The sequence below is a fragment of the Microbacterium laevaniformans genome, assembly GCF_016907555.1.
Lineage (GTDB): Bacteria > Actinomycetota > Actinomycetes > Actinomycetales > Microbacteriaceae > Microbacterium > Microbacterium laevaniformans.
On record NZ_JAFBCE010000001.1, the window covers coordinates 987,203 to 1,002,818 of the forward strand.

Sequence of the window (15,616 nt, forward strand, 5' to 3'; positions counted from 1 at the left end):
CGATCCTGATCAGGGGCAGTGCATGAGCGGCTTCGGGCCGCTGCGGTCGAACGTGTGCTGGGACATCGCGTGGCCGCAGAGCGGGCAGGCCCGTTCGGCGCGCGCCGGCTCGGGCTCGCTTTCGTACGGACCGACCGACGCGGGACCGGCCAGGCGGATGAGCCGCGTGTTGAGGTACGTGTACCACCCGCCGGCGTCGCGCACCCGTTGACGCAGCGGTGGCCGCTCGGCATCGTTTCGTGTCATGAACATTAGTGTACTAACGAAATGAGTACAGTAGAGGCATGGATGCGCGCGACGATCTGCTGAAGCTCGAGAACCAGCTGTGCTTCGCTCTCGTGACGGCCGCACGCAACGTCGTCTCCATCTATCGTCCTGTCCTCGATCCCCTCGGCCTGACGCACCCGCAGTACCTCGTGATGGTCGCCCTCTGGGAGCACTCGCCGCGCTCGCTGGGCGAGCTCGCGGAGGAGCTTGCGATGGAACCGGCCACGCTGTCGCCGCTCGTCAAGCGCCTCGAGGCGCAGGGGCGGGTCAGTCGCACGCGCCGCACTGACGACGAGCGGGTGCTGGATATCGCGCTCACCGCCGACGGCACGTCTCTGCGGGCACGGGCTCTCGACGTGCCGGCGCAGATCATGGCGAGAGTCGGGATGGATGCCGACCAACTTGCGGCACTGCGCGACGGTCTCGCCCCCTTCGCCGGCCGTCGGCCGGACTGAGGAGGGTACGCCGAGAGCGCACCTCGGATCCGGTGTCGGAGGCCACACCTAGACTTATCCGGTGCCCATCGTCCCTGTTGCCTCGTCGAAACTCAGCGTGCGCGGAGCCCGCGTCCACAACCTCAAGAACGTGGATCTCGACATCCCGCGCGACTCCCTCGTCGTCTTCACCGGCCTCTCCGGTTCGGGCAAGTCCAGCCTCGCTTTCGACACGATCTTCGCCGAAGGTCAGCGTCGTTACGTGGAGTCGCTGAGCGCGTACGCGCGGCAGTTCCTCGGTCAGGTCGACCGCCCGGACGTCGACTTCATCGAGGGATTGAGTCCCGCCGTCTCGATCGATCAGAAGTCCACGAACCGCAACCCGCGTTCGACGGTCGGGACGATCACCGAGATCCACGACTACATGCGTCTGCTGTGGGCCCGCATCGGTGTTCCGCACTGTCCCGAGTGCGGCGCCCAGATCCAGCGACAGACCGTGCAGCAGATCGCCGACCAGCTCATGGAGCTGCCCGAGCGCACGCGCTATCAGATCGTGGCCCCGGTCGTGACGCAGAAGAAGGGCGAGTTCGTCGACCTCTTCAAGGAGCTGTCGGCCAAGGGATACGCCCGCGCCGTGGTGGACGGCGAGCTGATCCAGCTCGCCGAGCCCCCGACGCTCAAGAAGAGCTACAAGCATGACATCGCGGTCGTGGTCGACCGGCTCGTGGCAAGTGGCGACATCCTCGGCCGCGTCACCGACTCGGTCGAGACCGCGCTCGGCCTCGCCGACGGCATCGTGCAGATCAACTTCGTCGACGAAGAAGGCGACGACGCGTGGGTGAGTTTCAGCGAGAAGCTCGCCTGTCCGAACGGGCATCCGCTGCAGCTCACCGAAATCGAGCCACGCACCTTCTCGTTCAACGCCCCGTTCGGTGCCTGCCCCACGTGCTCGGGTCTGGGCACGCGGATGTCGGTCGACGTCGAGCTGATGCTGGGCGATGAAGAACTGTCGATCAACGACGGCGTCATCATCCCATGGACGACACAAGGCAAGGGGCTGTACCAGTATTACGAGCGCCTCCTGGTGGGCCTGGCCGATGACCTCGACTTCTCGCTCGACACACCGTGGCGAGACCTGTCCACCGACGTCCAGGATGCGATCCTTCGCGGCGAGAACTACAAGGTCACGGTGAAGTGGCGCAACCGCTACGGCCGGGAGATGCGCTACTCGTCCGGGTTCGAGGGGGTGGTGCCCTACATCGAGCGTCAGTACACCCAGGCCGAGACCGACGCGCAGCGCCAGCGATGGGCGGAGTACCTTCGTGAGGTCCCGTGTCCCGTGTGCCACGGCGACCGTCTGAAGCCCGAGGTGCTGGCCGTCCTGGTGCACGACCATTCGATCGCCGATGCGTCGCGCATGAGTCTGGCCGACGCCCAGCAGTATTTCGCGCAGCTCGAGCTGACCGACCGCGAAGCCAAGATCGCCGCCGCCGTCCTCAGGGAGATCCGCGCGCGCTTGGACTTTCTCGTGCAGGTCGGACTCAACTATCTGAGCCTCGGACGCTCCGCGGGCTCGCTCTCCGGTGGGGAGGCCCAGCGCATCCGGCTCGCGACGCAGATCGGCTCCGGGCTGACGGGCGTGCTGTACGTGCTCGACGAACCCTCCATCGGGCTGCACCAACGAGACAACCGCCGGCTGATCGAGACCCTCGTCCGGCTGAAGGATCTGGGCAACACCCTCATCGTCGTCGAGCACGACGAGGAGACCGTGCAGGCGTCGGACTGGATCGTCGACATCGGGCCCCGCGCGGGTGTCGACGGAGGCGAGGTCGTGCATTCGGGTCCGCTGTCGTCGCTGCTCGAGGAAGAGCGCTCGTTGACGGGCGCCTACCTCAGCGGGCGACGGTCGATCGCGACGCCCAAGAAGCGTCGCAAGGTCGACAAGAAGAGAATGCTGACCGTCGTCGGCGCGCGCGAGAACAACCTGCAGAACGTCACGGCCGAGTTCCCGCTCGGTGTGCTCACCGCAGTGACGGGCGTCAGCGGCTCGGGCAAGTCGACGTTGGTCAACGGCATCCTCTACGAAGTCCTCGCGACAAAGCTCAACGGGGCGCGGCGTGTGGCGGGCAAGCACACCCGCATCACCGGGCTCGACAACCTCGACAAGGTCGTGCACGTCGATCAGGCTCCCATCGGAAGGACGCCGCGCTCCAACCCCGCAACGTACACGGGGGTGTTCGATCGCATCCGCACGCTGTTCAGCGAGACGCCCGAGGCGAAGGTGCGCGGCTATCAGCCCGGCCGGTTCAGCTTCAACGTCAAGGGCGGCCGCTGCGAGGCATGTTCGGGCGACGGCACCATCAAGATCGAGATGAACTTCCTCCCCGACGTCTACGTCGACTGCGAGGTCTGCCACGGAAAGCGCTACAACCGTGACACGCTCGCCGTGCACTACAAGGGCAAGAACATCGCCGAGGTGCTCGAGATGCCGATCTCGGAGGCGGCCGACTTCTTCGAGCCGATCCAGGCGATCCATCGTTTCCTCAAGACGCTCGTCGACGTCGGTCTCGGCTACGTCCGACTCGGACAGTCGGCGACGACCCTCTCCGGCGGCGAGGCGCAGCGGGTCAAGCTCGCGACCGAGTTGCAGCGTCGCTCGAACGGGCGCAGCATCTACGTCCTCGACGAGCCGACGACCGGTCTGCACTTCGAGGACGTGTCCCTGCTGCTGAAGGTGCTGGGCGGTCTCGTCGACAAGGGCAACACGGTCGTCGTCATCGAGCACAATCTCGACGTGATCAAGTCGGCCGACTGGATCATCGACCTGGGGCCCGAGGGTGGTTCGGGCGGCGGCCGCATCGTCGCGACGGGGACGCCCGAGCAGGTGGCGCGCGTCGAAGAGAGCCACACCGGCGCCTTCCTGGCCGAGATCCTCGCGGCAGGGCCGTCTGACGCGGCAGCGACGGCGCGGGGGCCGGTGCGGAAGGCCGGGTGACGATGGCCGACGCGCTTCCTTACAAGCCGAAGCCGGGGGAGATCCCCACGCAGCCCGGGGTCTACCGCTTCCGCGACGCGGACGGCCGCGTCCTCTACGTCGGCAAGGCCAAGAATCTGCGCGCCCGGTTGTCGAACTACTTCGCGCCGCTGCACACCCTGCACGAGCGCACCCGCCGGATGGTGCTCACGGCGGCGTCCGTGGAGTGGACGGTGGTCGGCAGCGATGTCGAGTCGCTGCAGCTGGAGTACATGTGGATCCAAGAGTTCTCGCCGCCGTTCAACGTGCGCTACAAGGACGACAAGTCGTACCCCTACATGGCGATCACCTTGGCCGACGAGGCGCCGCGCGTCATCGTGACCCGCAATCGGCGCATTCCCGGAGCGCGCTATTTCGGCCCGTACCCGAAGGTGTGGGCGGTGCACGACACGATCGACCTGATGATCAAGGTCTTCCCCATCCGCACCTGCTCCGACGCGTCGTACAAGAAGGCCATGGCGACCGGACGACCGTGCTTTCCGGGACAGATCGGTCGATGCGGCGGACCGTGTTCGATGAAGGTCACGATCGAGGAGCACCGCGCCATCGTCGACGACTTCGTCGCTTTCATGGCGGGCGGAGACCAGCGCTTCGCGCGTGACCTCACCGCGCGCATGCGCGAGGCGGCGGCGGCGATGGACTACGAATCGGCCGCGGTCTACCGCGACCGGCTGCAGGCGATCGATGCGGTGCTCAGTCGCAGTTCTCTGGTGCTGGCCGAGGACACGGATGCCGATCTGTTCGGCATCGCGGAGGACGAACTCTCGGCGGCGGTGCAGCATTTCGTCGTCCGGGGCGGTCGCGTACGCGGTGTCCGTGCGACGACCATCGACAAGGAGCTCGACATCTCCTCCGCCGACTTGGTGGATCAGGTGCTCCAGCGCACGTACGGTGACGCTGAGTCATCCGACATCCCTCGCCAGGTCCTGGTGCCGCGCCTGCCGGATGATGCCGCGGAGCTGGAGCAGTGGCTGCAGGAGCGGCGCGGCAAGCGCGTGAGCCTGCAGGTCGCCCAACGCGGGCGCAAGGCCGACCTGATGCGCACCGCCACCGTCAACGCGCAGCAGGCGCTCTTGCTGCACAAGACGCGCCGCACGTCCGACTACACGTCGCGCACGAAAGCTCTCACCGACCTGCAACTCGCCCTCGGCATGGACGAGGCGCCGCTGCGGATCGAATGCTACGACGTGTCGCATCTGTCGGGAACCAACGTCGTGGCCTCCATGGTGGTCTTCGAAGACGGGCTGCCGCGCAAGGATCAGTACCGCTCCTTCAGCATCGCGGAGACGACCGACGACACCGACTCGCTCTATCAGGTGCTGACGCGTCGCCTGGCCCACGTCGACCGCGACGAGGCCGCTGCCGCCGCTGCGGAAACGGCGGTGGCGGGGGTCGATCCCGCCGATGGCGAGTCGCCGGTGGTCACCGAGCGCAAACGACCGCGGTTCGCATACCGTCCGCAGCTGCTGGTCGTCGACGGCGGTGCGCCACAGGTCGCGGCTGCCGCACGCGCCCTCGAGGATGCCGGGCACGCCGAGATCGCACTGTGCGGCATCGCCAAGCGCTTGGAGGAGATCTGGCTGCCGGGGGAGGACTTCCCGGTGATCCTTCCCCGCACCTCCGAGGCCCTCTACCTGATCCAGCGCCTGCGCGACGAAGCGCACCGCTTCGCGATCACCCATCAACGAAAGCGCCGCAAGCGCGACATCTCCACCGTGCTGGGTGAGGTCCCGGGGCTCGGTGATGCACGGATCAAGGCCCTGCTTCGGCACTTCGGCTCCGTCGCCGCGCTCAGCAATGCGTCCGCGGACGAGATGACGGCGCTGCCCGGAATCGGCCCCAAGCTGGCCGCCGCGATCGAGCAACGCCTTGCGAATCGCTAGGCTGTGCTCATCCGCACCGGCCCTCGAACACCCAGGGAGAGCACGTGACTGACGAGCAGCGCGCCGGTGAGGTGCTCATCGTCACGGGCATGTCGGGAGCGGGGCGCACGACGGCGGCCAACGCCCTCGAAGACCTGGGCTGGTACGTCGTCGACAATCTGCCGCCGCAGATGCTCGGGCATCTCCTCGAACTGACCGAGATGGCCGGCGGAGCGCTACCGAAGCTCGCCGCTGTCGTCGACGTCCGCGGACGCGATCTCTTCCAGGCGCTGCCGGCGGTCACCAACGCGCTGCGGGCCGGACGACAGCTGCGGGTGCTGTTCCTCGACGCCGCAGACGATGTGCTCGTGCGTCGTTTCGAGTCGGTGCGGCGACCGCATCCGTTGCAGGGCGACGGGACGATCCTCGACGGCATCCTGCGTGAGCGCGATCGCCTCCGGGTCATCCGTGAGAGTGCTGACGTCATCGTCGACACGAGCGAGATGAACATCCATCAGCTCGCCTCGCGCGTCGTCGACCTCTTCAGCGAGGCCGGAGAGGCGCGCCACACCATCACGGTGATGAGCTTCGGCTTCAAGTACGGTCTACCGACCGACGTCGACCTCGTCACCGATATGCGCTTCCTGCCGAACCCCTATTGGATCCCCGAGCTGAAGGGACACACGGGTGAAGAAGAACCTGTGCGCGACTTCGTCCTGGCCCAAGAGGGTGCGCGCGAGTTCATCGACGCGTACGCCCGCGCACTGCACCCCGTGCTCGAGGGCTATCAGCGCGAGAACAAGCGGCACTCGGTGCTCGCGGTGGGCTGCACCGGGGGCAAGCATCGTTCGGTCGTGACCGCCTTGGAGCTCGCCGACAAGCTGGCACAGGTGCCCGGGGTCGCCGTTCGTGTGAAGCACCGCGACCTCGGTCGCGAGTAGGCTAGTCCTTTGTCCCGCACTCCCCGAACGAAGGATCGCTGTGTCGCCAACCGTTGACGTGAAGTCAGAGCTGGCCGCGGTCCGCGACCCTCGTCCCACGGCGCGGGTGGCCGAACTCACCGCCATCCTCCGCTTCTCCGGGGGATTGCACTCGATCGCGGGCCGCGTCGCCGTGGAGGCCGAACTGGAGACCGACCCGCTCGCGCGTCGTGTCGCCCGCGACATCATGGAGATCTACGGGGTCCGTCCCGAACTGCACCGCGTCCAGGCGTCGGGCGGTCGCGCCGGCGGCCACTTCGCCGTCCGCGTCATCGAGGGTGGCGAGACGCTCGCACGTCAGACGGGTCTGCTCGACGCGCGTCGTCGTCCGGTGCGCGGCCTCCCGAACAAGCTGACCACGGGCGCTCGCCACGATCTGGCCGCCGTCTGGCGTGGCGCGTTCCTTGCGAGCGGCACGCTCTCCGACCCCGGCCGATCGGCCGCCTTGGAGATCGCGTGCCCGTCGGGCGAAGCGGCTATGGCGCTCGTCGGGGCGGGGCATCGCATCGGCATCGCAGCCAAGGCCCGCGAGGTGCGCGGCGTGCCTCGCGTGGTCGTGCGCGACGGAGAGGCGATCCGCGTCGCCCTCGCGGAGATGGGCGCGGTGCGCACGGCGCAGGCCTGGGAGGAGATGCGCCAGCGCCGCGAAGTGCGCGCCGGCGTGAACAGACTCGTCAACTTCGATGACGCCAACCTGCGTCGCTCGGCGCAGGCCGCCGTCGCCGCGTGCGCGCGCGTCGAGCGCGCCCTGGAGATCCTCGGCGACGAGGTCCCCGACCACCTCCGCGAAGCGGGAGAGCTGCGTCTGTCCCACCGCGACGCGAGCCTGGACGAACTGGGGCACCACGCCGATCCGCCGTTGACCAAGGATGCCGTGGCCGGCCGCATCCGGCGTCTTCTCGCCATGGCCGACAAGAAGGCCGTCGCCGACGGCATCCCCGGCACAGACTCGGCGGTTCCTGAAGGCCTCGAGGACTGACGCCGCCCGAGTTCGTTACACGTCGTGCTCGGCGGGAACAACCCCCTCGCCCTCGCGTTGCACCTCAATAGGATGGCAATGTCCCATCGCCGCAGCGCAGTTGCGGCGCCGACGACAGGAAGAAGAGAACATGGCGATCTACACGCTGCCCGACCTCCCCTACGACTTCGCAGCTCTTGAGCCGCACATCAGCGGCAAAATCATGGAGCTTCACCACGACAAGCACCACCAGGCGTACGTGACCGGCGCGAACACCGCGCTCGAGCAGCTCGCCGAGGCCCGTGAGAGCGGCAACCTCGCGAACGTCAACAAGCTCGAGAAGGACCTCGCCTTCAACCTCGGCGGGCACGTCAACCACTCGATCTTCTGGACCAACCTCGCGCCGGCCAGCGACGGCGGCGGCGGGGCTCCCGAGGGCGAGCTGAAGGCGGCCATCGACGAGTTCTTCGGCGGCTTCGACAAGTTCCAGGCGCACTTCACGGCTGCCGCGACCGGCATCCAGGGCTCGGGCTGGGCGGTGCTCAGCTGGGACACGATCGGCGAGCAGCTGATCATCCAGCAGCTGTTCGACCAGCAGTCGAACACGGCGCAGGGAACCATCCCGGTCTTCCAGCTGGACATGTGGGAGCACGCCTTCTACCTGGACTATCTCAACGTCAAGGCCGACTACGTCAAGGCCGTCTGGAACATCGCCAACTGGGGCAACGTCGCCGAGCGCTTTTCGACGGCGCGCGAGAAGACGGCCGGACTGCTCAAGTAGTAGTCTCAAGACCAGGTGAGGATGCCGGGTCCCTCCCGGCGACGGGCGGTGACCCGGCATCCTTTTTCCTTCACACACCAAGTTCGCGAGTGGCGCGTCGAAACGTCGTCGCCGTCGCGACATGAACCGGGAGACAACGTGTCTGTCAAGATCGGAATCAACGGCTTCGGCCGTATCGGCCGCAACTTCCTCCGTGCCGCGCTGGAGCAGGGAGCTGACCTCGACATCGTGGCGGTGAACGACCTCACCGACAACAAGACCCTCGCCCACCTGCTGAAGTACGACTCCGTCGGCGGCCGCCTCGACGCCGAGGTCTCGTACGATGCTGACTCCATCACCGTCAACGGCAAGGCCATCAAGGTCTTCGAAGAGCGCGACCCGGCGAACCTCCCGTGGGGCGAGCTCGGTGTCGACATCGTCATCGAGTCGACCGGTCGCTTCACCAAGGCCGTCGACGCGAAGAAGCACATCGAAGGCGGCGCGAAGAAGGTCATCATCTCCGCTCCCGGCACCGACGTCGACGGCACCTTCGTCATGGGTGTCAACGACGGCGACTACGACTCGGCGACGATGAACATCATCTCCAACGCCTCCTGCACCACGAACTGCCTCGCGCCCCTCGCCAAGGTCTTCAACGACAACTTCGGCATCGAGCGCGGGTTCATGATGACGGCGCACGCCTACACGGCCGACCAGAACCTGCAGGACGGCCCGCACAGCGACCTGCACCGCGCCCGCGCCGCCGCGATCAACATCGTCCCGGCCTCCACCGGTGCGGCCAAGGCGATCGGTCTCGTGCTGCCCGAGCTCAACGGCAAGCTGAGCGGTTCGTCGTACCGCGTGCCGGTTCCCACCGGCTCGATCGTCGACCTCACGATCATCACCCCGACCGAGGGCCTCACGGCCGAGGTCATCAACGCCGCGTACAAGAAGGCGGCGGAGGAGGGCGAGCTCGTCGGCTACCTCAAGTACAACGAGGACGCCATCGTCTCCAGCGACATCCAGCTCGACCCGCACTCGTCGGTCTTCGACGCGGGTCAGACGAACGTCTCCGGCAACCTCGTGAAGGTGTCGTCCTGGTACGACAACGAGTGGGGCTACTCGAACCGCCTCGTCGACCTCACCGAGCTCGTCGCCGACAAGCTCTGAGGCTTCACCATGGCTTTGCGCACCCTTGCATCCCTCGGGTCGCTGGCCGGTAAGCGTGTCATCGTCCGTGTTGACTTCAACGTCCCTCTGAAGGACGGCGTCATCACGGACGATGGCCGTATCCGGGCGGCTCTTCCGACCCTCAACGAGCTCATCAACCAGGGCGCGCGCGTCATCGCGTGCTCCCACCTCGGACGCCCGGACGGCGCGCCCGACCCCAAGTACAGCCTCGAGCCGGTCGCTCAGCGCCTCTCCGAGCTGCTCGGCAAGCCCGTCGTCTTCGCCCGCGACACGGTGGGGAGGTCCGCGCAGGAGGCCGTCGCGGCCCTCGAGGACGGCGATGTGACCGTCATCGAGAACCTGCGCTTCAACCCCGGTGAGACCGCGAAGGACGACGCCGAGCGTCGCGCCTTCGCGGAGCAGCTCGCCGCCCTCGGCGACGTCCTCGTCTCCGATGGTTTCGGTGTCGTGCACCGCAAGCAGGCGTCGGTCTACGATCTCGCCGAGCTGGTGCCGTCGGCCGCGGGGTATCTGATCGAAAAGGAGGTCGACGTGCTCGACCGCCTCACGGAGAACCCCGCGCGCCCATACGCCGTCGTCCTCGGCGGGTCGAAGGTCAGCGACAAGCTGGGTGTCATCGCCCATCTGTTGCCTCGCGCAGACAAGATCCTCGTCGGTGGCGGCATGCTCTTCACCTTCCTGGCGGCTCAGGGCCACCCGGTCGGCAAGAGCCTGCTCGAGACCGATCAGATCGAGACCGTCAAGGGCTACATCGCGGATGCCGCGGCGCGCGGCGTCGAGCTGATCCTCCCGGTCGATGCGGTCATGGCATCCGGCTTCGCCGCCGACGCCGATCACGTCGTCGCCTCCGCCGACGCGCTCGAGGACACTCCCTTCGGCGCCGACGGCATGGGCCTGGACATCGGTCCGCGTACGGCGGAGATCTTCGCCGACGCGATCCGCGGCGCGAAGACGGTGTTCTGGAACGGGCCGATGGGCGTGTTCGAGATGCCGGCGTTCGCAGCCGGAACGAAGACGGTCGCGCAGGCGCTGACCGAGGTCGATGGTCTGTCCGTCGTAGGTGGCGGCGACTCCGCAGCAGCCGTTCGTCAGCTCGGCTTCGCCGACGACCAGTTCGGTCACATCTCGACCGGTGGCGGCGCAAGCCTGGAGTTCCTGGAGGGCAAGAAGCTCCCCGGGCTGGAGATCCTGGGATGGGAGGCCTGATGTCGCGCACACCGCTCATCGCCGGCAACTGGAAGATGAACCTCGACCACCTTCAGGCGGTCGCGTTCGTGCAGAAGCTGCACTGGACACTGAAGGATGCCGGGCACGACGACGGATCGGTCGAGGTGGCGGTCTTCCCGCCGTTCACCGATCTGCGTACGGTCCAGACGCTGCTGGATGCCGACAAGATCCCCTTCGCGCTCGGCGCGCAGGACCTGTCGACGCACGACTCCGGCGCCTACACGGGCGAGGTCTCGGGAGCCTTCCTGAGCAAGCTCGCCTGCCGGTACGTGATCATCGGTCACTCCGAGCGTCGCGAGTACCACCACGAGTCCGACGCGATCGTCGCCGAGAAGGTTCAGGCGGCGCTGCGGCACGGCCTGGTCCCGGTGATCTGCGTGGGTGAGACGCTCGAGCAGCGTGAGCAGTCGGGGCCCACGGCGGTCTCGGTCGCGCAGCTGCAGGCGGCTCTGGCCGGGGTTGCGGCCGACGCGGACATCGTCGTCGCCTACGAGCCCGTCTGGGCCATCGGCACCGGTCAGGTGGCGTCGCCCGAACAGGCTCAGGAGGTGTGCACGGCGCTGCGCCAGGTGCTCTCCGAGACTCTCGGTGCGGATGCCGCGGCGCGTACCCGTGTGCTCTACGGCGGTTCGGTGAAGTCCGGCAACATCGCCAGCTTCATGCGGGAGCCCGATGTCGACGGCGCGCTCGTCGGAGGGGCGAGCCTGGTGGCCGACGAGTTCGCCGCCATCATCCGCTACCAGAAGCACGTCGGCGTCTGACACGGGTCAATCGACGCGCTGCGCTCCGCGTTTCGACCCGCTTCGCTCGCTCAACGACCGGAGGAGAGCCTCCGGTCGTTGAGCGAGCACCGCAGGGCGCGAGTGCAAACCTCGGTATACTCGACCTTTGTGCGCTCGATGACGCGGGCGCCGCGAAAGGCATTTTCGACTGTGGACATCCTCGAGTTCGTACTGCAGGTGGTGCTGGGCATCACCAGCCTCCTGCTGACCCTCCTGATCCTCCTGCACAAGGGGCGCGGTGGCGGCCTGTCCGACATGTTCGGTGGCGGCATGAGTTCCGCCCTCGGATCGTCGGGTCTCGCGGAGCGCAACCTCAACCGGTTCACTGTCGTCCTCGCACTCGTCTGGTTCGTCGCGATCGTCGCGCTCGGACTCATCACCAAGTTCCAGGGGCTCTGATGGCAACCGGCGGAAACGCGATTCGCGGCACCCGAGTGGGTGCCGGACCCATGGGCGAGCAGGACCACGGCCATCACGCCGACCGCATCGCCGTGTCGTACTGGGACGCTCTGGGAAACGAGACCGTCCGCTACTTCGCCGCGGGAATCGCGGAGGAGGAGATCCCCGAAGTCATCGATTCTCCGCACTCGGGACTGCCGGCGGGACGTGACAAGGACAACCCCCCGGCTCTCGCGAAGACCGAGCCCTACAAGACGCATCTGGCTTATGTGAAGGAGCGTCGCACCGACGAAGAGGCCGATGCCCTTCTCGACGACGCCCTGCAGCAGCTGCGGGAACGCCGCGGCCAAGCCTGACCTTTCCGGCCCGAGGCCCGCGCAGAAGCCCTCGTGCGAGACGAACGATCGTCGCGCACGAGGGCTTCTGCTGTGAGCTGAGGGTCGATCAGAAGTCTTGGTCGATGAGCTCGGCGGGCACGTTCGCGGCGGCGGCCTCGTCGACGAAGAACATGGTCTTCTTGCGCCCCTTGGCGCCGGCCGCCGGCACGGTCTCATAGCTGGCGCCGGCGAGGGCCAGCCCGAGGGCGGCGGCCTTGTCGGTACCAGAGACGACGAGCCAGACGCAGCGCGCCGAGTTGATCACCGGGCGGGTCATCGTGACGCGCACGGGGGGCGGCTTCGGGGCGTCACGAACGGCGACCACCGTACGGTCCGTCAGCTGGATCTCGACCCGATCGGGGAAGAGCGACGCGACGTGTCCATCGGAGCCGACGCCGAGGAAGCAGACGTAGAACTCCGGCCACGCCTGCTCCGGCGTGCCGAAGCGCGACAGCTCGTCGGCGTACGCGGCCGCGGCGGCATCCGGATCGGCGGCGACGTCACTGGCCGCGATCGCGTGGATGTTGCTCGCCGGCAGCGCGACCCGGTCCAAGAGCGCGGCGCGGGCGGCGCTGTCGTGGCGATCGACGTCGTCCGGCGTCGTGAACACCTCGTCGCCCCACCAGATGTGCACGAGCGACCAGTCGATGTCGGCACGTCGAGGGCTGTCGCCGGCGGCGCGTAGCACCGCAGTGCCGATCTGGCCGCCCGCCAGAGCGATGTGGGTCGTCTTGCCTGCGGCCGATCGACGGGCGAGACGGGACAGCAGGCGTTCGGCGACCGCCGCCGCCAGCGTCGGCGCGTCGGGGCTGATCACGACGCGCTTCTCGGTCCACATCTGCGCCATCGGAACTCCTAGGACTCGCTCGTGGTCGCCGGGCCGAGAAGCTCCCAGCCCTCCGTGATCACTCGACCATACAGGAGGTCCGGATCGAGCCTGCGCAGCTCCTCCGCGAGGCATTCGCGCAGTGTCCGGCGGGGGAGGACGATGTCGTGCGACGGCTGTCCGGGCTGCGTGAGCGTGGCGTCGATGTCGTTCGTCCGCTCGAGCACGATGTCGCCGCTCGCACGCGTCAGCCGCACCTTCTGGATGCCGTGCTCCCATTCCTCCGGGGGCGAGTAGCGCCAGGTGACCGGCACGTCGAGCTTGAGTCGCAGCCATGCGGCGAGCAGACCGGTCGAGGGCGAGCTGCCGGCTCCGACCACCTCGACGCTCGTCACCGGCTCGTAGGGCGGCTGGTCGAGCACCGCCGCCAACTGCTCGCGCCAGTGCGTCAGGCGTGTCCACGCGAGGTCGGTGTCGCCGGGCTCGTACGACGGCCCGAGACGCGAGAGGCGATCCTTGGCGTAGGGCTTCGTCGACGCGTCGGTGATGCGGCGCTGGGCCATGCGTCCGATGTCGGATGCCGCGGGCTCGACGGGCGGGAAGTCCGGCCACCACGCGATGACGGGCGCATCCGGCAGCAGGAGCCCCGTCACGAGGCCCTCCTGGTTGCTCGCGACATCGCCCTGCGCGCGCAGCACCACGACTTCGCTGGCGCCGGCGTCGCCACCGACGCGGATCTGGGCGTCGAGCTTGGCGTCGCCGTCGGGGTTCGCGATCAGCACGATGACGCGCATCGGGTGCTCGCGCGAGGCGTCGTTGGCGGCCTCGATCGCCTCTTCGTGCAGGCCGTGGGTCGTGACGATCACCAGGGTCAGCACCCGACCGAGGGCGACGGCGCCACCCTCCTCGCGCACGCTCACGAGCGAACGCGCGATCTTCGACACCGTGGTGTCGGGCAGGTCGACGATCATGGACGCCTCCAGACGCGGCCGTCGCGGGCCAGGAGTTCATCGGCTGAGGGAGGGCCCCACGAGCCGGGAGAGTATTGTTCGAGCGGTCCGCCCTCGGAGCTCCAGAACTCCTCGACGGGGTCGAGGATCTTCCACGAGAGCTCGACCTCCTCGTGACGGGGGAACAGCGGCGGGTCGCCCAGCAGCACGTCGAGGATGAGGCGTTCGTACGCCTCGGGGCTGGACTCGGTGAATGCGTGGCCGTAGCCGAAGTCCATCGTGACGTCGCGCACCTCGTTGCCCGCACCGGGCACCTTCGAGCCGAACCGGATCGTCACTCCTTCGTCCGGCTGCACGCGGATCACGAGCGCGTTCTGTCCGAGCTCGAGCGTCTGATTGCGCTGGAACAGCAGCTGCGGCGCACGCTTGAAGACGACGGCGATCTCCGTCACCCGCCGCCCCAAGCGCTTGCCCGTGCGCAAGTAGAAGGGCACCCCCGCCCAGCGGCGGGTCGCGATCTCGAGCTTCACGGCCGCGTACGTCTCGGTCGTCGAGTCCGGGTTCATCCCGTCCTCTTCGAGGAAGCCGGTGACCTTCTCGCCACCCTGCCAGCCGCCACCGTACTGACCTCGTGCCGTGGCCGTGGACAGATCATCGGGCAGGCGCACCGCCGCGAGCACCTTCTCCTTCTCCGCGCGCAGATCCTTCGCGTCCATCGAGATGGGCTCCTCCATCGCGGTCAGTGCGAGCAGCTGGAGAAGGTGGTTCTGGATCACGTCGCGTGCCGCGCCGATTCCGTCGTAGTAGCCCGCGCGTCCGCCGACACCGATGTCCTCGGCCATCGTGATCTGCACGTGATCGACGTAATTGGCGTTCCACAGCGGCTCGTACAGCTCGTTCGCGAAGCGCAGTGCGAGGATGTTCTGCACCGTCTCCTTGCCGAGGTAGTGGTCGATGCGGAAGATCGAGTCGGCCGGGAAGGCGACCTCGAGTGTGGCGTTGAGTTCGCGAGCCGTCTGCAGGTCGCTGCCGAACGGCTTCTCGATGACCACCCGACGCCACGCATCCGGGTTGTTCGACTTGTCGTCGACCAGTCCGGACGCCTTCAGCTGCTTGGCCACGATCGGGAAATCGCGCGGCGGGATCGACAGGTAGAACGCGTGGTTTCCCATCGTTCCCCGTTCGACGTCGAGCTTCTCCACCGTCTCGCGCAGACGGCGGAACGCGTCGTCGTCGCCGAACTCGCCCGACACGAAGCGGATGCCCTGCAGCAGCTGCTTCCACGTCTCCTCGCGGAACGGCGTGCGCGCGTACTGACGGACGGCATCGTGGACGACGTTCGCGAAGTCCTGATCCTCCCAGTCGCGACGCGCGAAGCCCACGAGGGCGAAACCGGGAGGCAGAAGTCCACGGTTGGCGAGGTCGTACACGGCCGGCATCAGCTTCTTGCGCGACAGATCGCCTGTCACGCCGAAGATCACCAGTGCGCTGGGACCGGCGATGCGGTTGAGGCGGCGGTCATCGGGATCGCGCAACGGATTGTGGTCGCGCGAAATCTCGGCAATCATC

At 67.6% G+C, this 15,616-nt stretch carries 15 protein-coding genes; 11 read left to right on the forward strand and 4 right to left on the reverse strand.

Annotated elements, in window-relative coordinates:
- Window positions 1-9: 9 nt before the first annotated feature.
- The gene (locus JOE53_RS04575) at window positions 10-252 is read right to left on the reverse strand and encodes a hypothetical protein (RefSeq protein ID WP_036287935.1); all 243 of its coding nucleotides are present in this window, start codon (window positions 250-252) and stop codon (window positions 10-12) included.
- A 32-nt stretch (window positions 253-284) separates the two neighbouring features.
- Here JOE53_RS04575 and JOE53_RS04580 point away from each other — a divergent pair, with 32 nt between their 5' ends.
- The 11 genes from JOE53_RS04580 to JOE53_RS04630 all read left to right on the forward strand — a co-directional run bounded on the left by JOE53_RS04580 (window position 285) and on the right by JOE53_RS04630 (window position 12,250).
- A complete protein-coding gene (locus JOE53_RS04580; RefSeq protein ID WP_204946918.1) occupies window positions 285-722 on the forward strand; it encodes a MarR family winged helix-turn-helix transcriptional regulator in 438 nt (145 codons plus the stop codon).
- Between the two features lie 61 nt (window positions 723-783).
- Window positions 784-3,696, forward strand: coding sequence for an excinuclease ABC subunit UvrA (uvrA, locus tag JOE53_RS04585; protein ID WP_204946919.1), 2,913 nt, complete (start codon window positions 784-786; stop codon window positions 3,694-3,696).
- 2 nt (window positions 3,697-3,698) lie between these two features.
- On the forward strand, window positions 3,699-5,618 hold the full coding sequence (gene uvrC / locus JOE53_RS04590; RefSeq protein WP_204948173.1) for an excinuclease ABC subunit UvrC: 1,920 nt from the start codon (window positions 3,699-3,701) through the stop codon (window positions 5,616-5,618).
- A gap of 44 nt (window positions 5,619-5,662) precedes the next feature.
- Window positions 5,663-6,538: an RNase adapter RapZ gene (rapZ, locus tag JOE53_RS04595; RefSeq protein ID WP_005049253.1), complete on the forward strand. Its 876-nt coding sequence runs from the start codon at window positions 5,663-5,665 to the stop codon at window positions 6,536-6,538.
- A gap of 40 nt (window positions 6,539-6,578) precedes the next feature.
- Window positions 6,579-7,556: a DNA-binding protein WhiA gene (gene whiA / locus JOE53_RS04600; RefSeq protein WP_005049255.1), complete on the forward strand. Its 978-nt coding sequence runs from the start codon at window positions 6,579-6,581 to the stop codon at window positions 7,554-7,556.
- 130 nt (window positions 7,557-7,686) lie between these two features.
- Window positions 7,687-8,316: a superoxide dismutase gene (locus tag JOE53_RS04605; RefSeq protein ID WP_121190226.1), complete on the forward strand. Its 630-nt coding sequence runs from the start codon at window positions 7,687-7,689 to the stop codon at window positions 8,314-8,316.
- Window positions 8,317-8,454: 138 nt separating this feature from the next.
- Complete coding sequence (gene gap / locus JOE53_RS04610; RefSeq protein WP_036287920.1) at window positions 8,455-9,465, forward strand: type I glyceraldehyde-3-phosphate dehydrogenase; 1,011 nt, start codon at window positions 8,455-8,457, stop codon at window positions 9,463-9,465.
- Window positions 9,466-9,474: 9 nt separating this feature from the next.
- On the forward strand, window positions 9,475-10,692 hold the full coding sequence (locus JOE53_RS04615; protein ID WP_204946920.1) for a phosphoglycerate kinase: 1,218 nt from the start codon (window positions 9,475-9,477) through the stop codon (window positions 10,690-10,692).
- Entirely contained in the window at window positions 10,692-11,474 is a 783-nt protein-coding gene (gene tpiA, locus JOE53_RS04620) for a triose-phosphate isomerase (RefSeq protein ID WP_005049262.1), read from the forward strand. The genes JOE53_RS04615 and tpiA overlap by 1 nt, the downstream gene beginning before the upstream one ends.
- A 171-nt stretch (window positions 11,475-11,645) precedes the next feature.
- Complete coding sequence (gene secG, locus JOE53_RS04625) at window positions 11,646-11,894, forward strand: preprotein translocase subunit SecG (RefSeq protein WP_036283588.1); 249 nt, start codon at window positions 11,646-11,648, stop codon at window positions 11,892-11,894.
- Window positions 11,894-12,250, forward strand: a complete 357-nt coding sequence (locus JOE53_RS04630; RefSeq protein ID WP_005049266.1) for an RNA polymerase-binding protein RbpA — start codon at window positions 11,894-11,896, stop codon at window positions 12,248-12,250. The genes secG and JOE53_RS04630 overlap by 1 nt, the downstream gene beginning before the upstream one ends.
- Before the next feature lie 88 nt (window positions 12,251-12,338).
- On the opposite strand, the gene pgl is transcribed toward JOE53_RS04630, so the two are convergent.
- From pgl to zwf, 3 genes are read right to left on the reverse strand one after another with little or no spacing between them, the layout of a single operon-like run.
- On the reverse strand, window positions 12,339-13,118 hold the full coding sequence (gene pgl / locus JOE53_RS04635) for a 6-phosphogluconolactonase (RefSeq protein ID WP_061681588.1): 780 nt from the start codon (window positions 13,116-13,118) through the stop codon (window positions 12,339-12,341).
- A gap of 8 nt (window positions 13,119-13,126) precedes the next feature.
- Complete coding sequence (locus JOE53_RS04640) at window positions 13,127-14,068, reverse strand: glucose-6-phosphate dehydrogenase assembly protein OpcA (protein WP_061681580.1); 942 nt, start codon at window positions 14,066-14,068, stop codon at window positions 13,127-13,129.
- Entirely contained in the window at window positions 14,065-15,615 is a 1,551-nt protein-coding gene (gene zwf, locus JOE53_RS04645) for a glucose-6-phosphate dehydrogenase (RefSeq protein ID WP_204946921.1), read from the reverse strand. The genes JOE53_RS04640 and zwf overlap by 4 nt, the downstream gene beginning before the upstream one ends.
- Window position 15,616 lies beyond the last annotated feature (1 nt).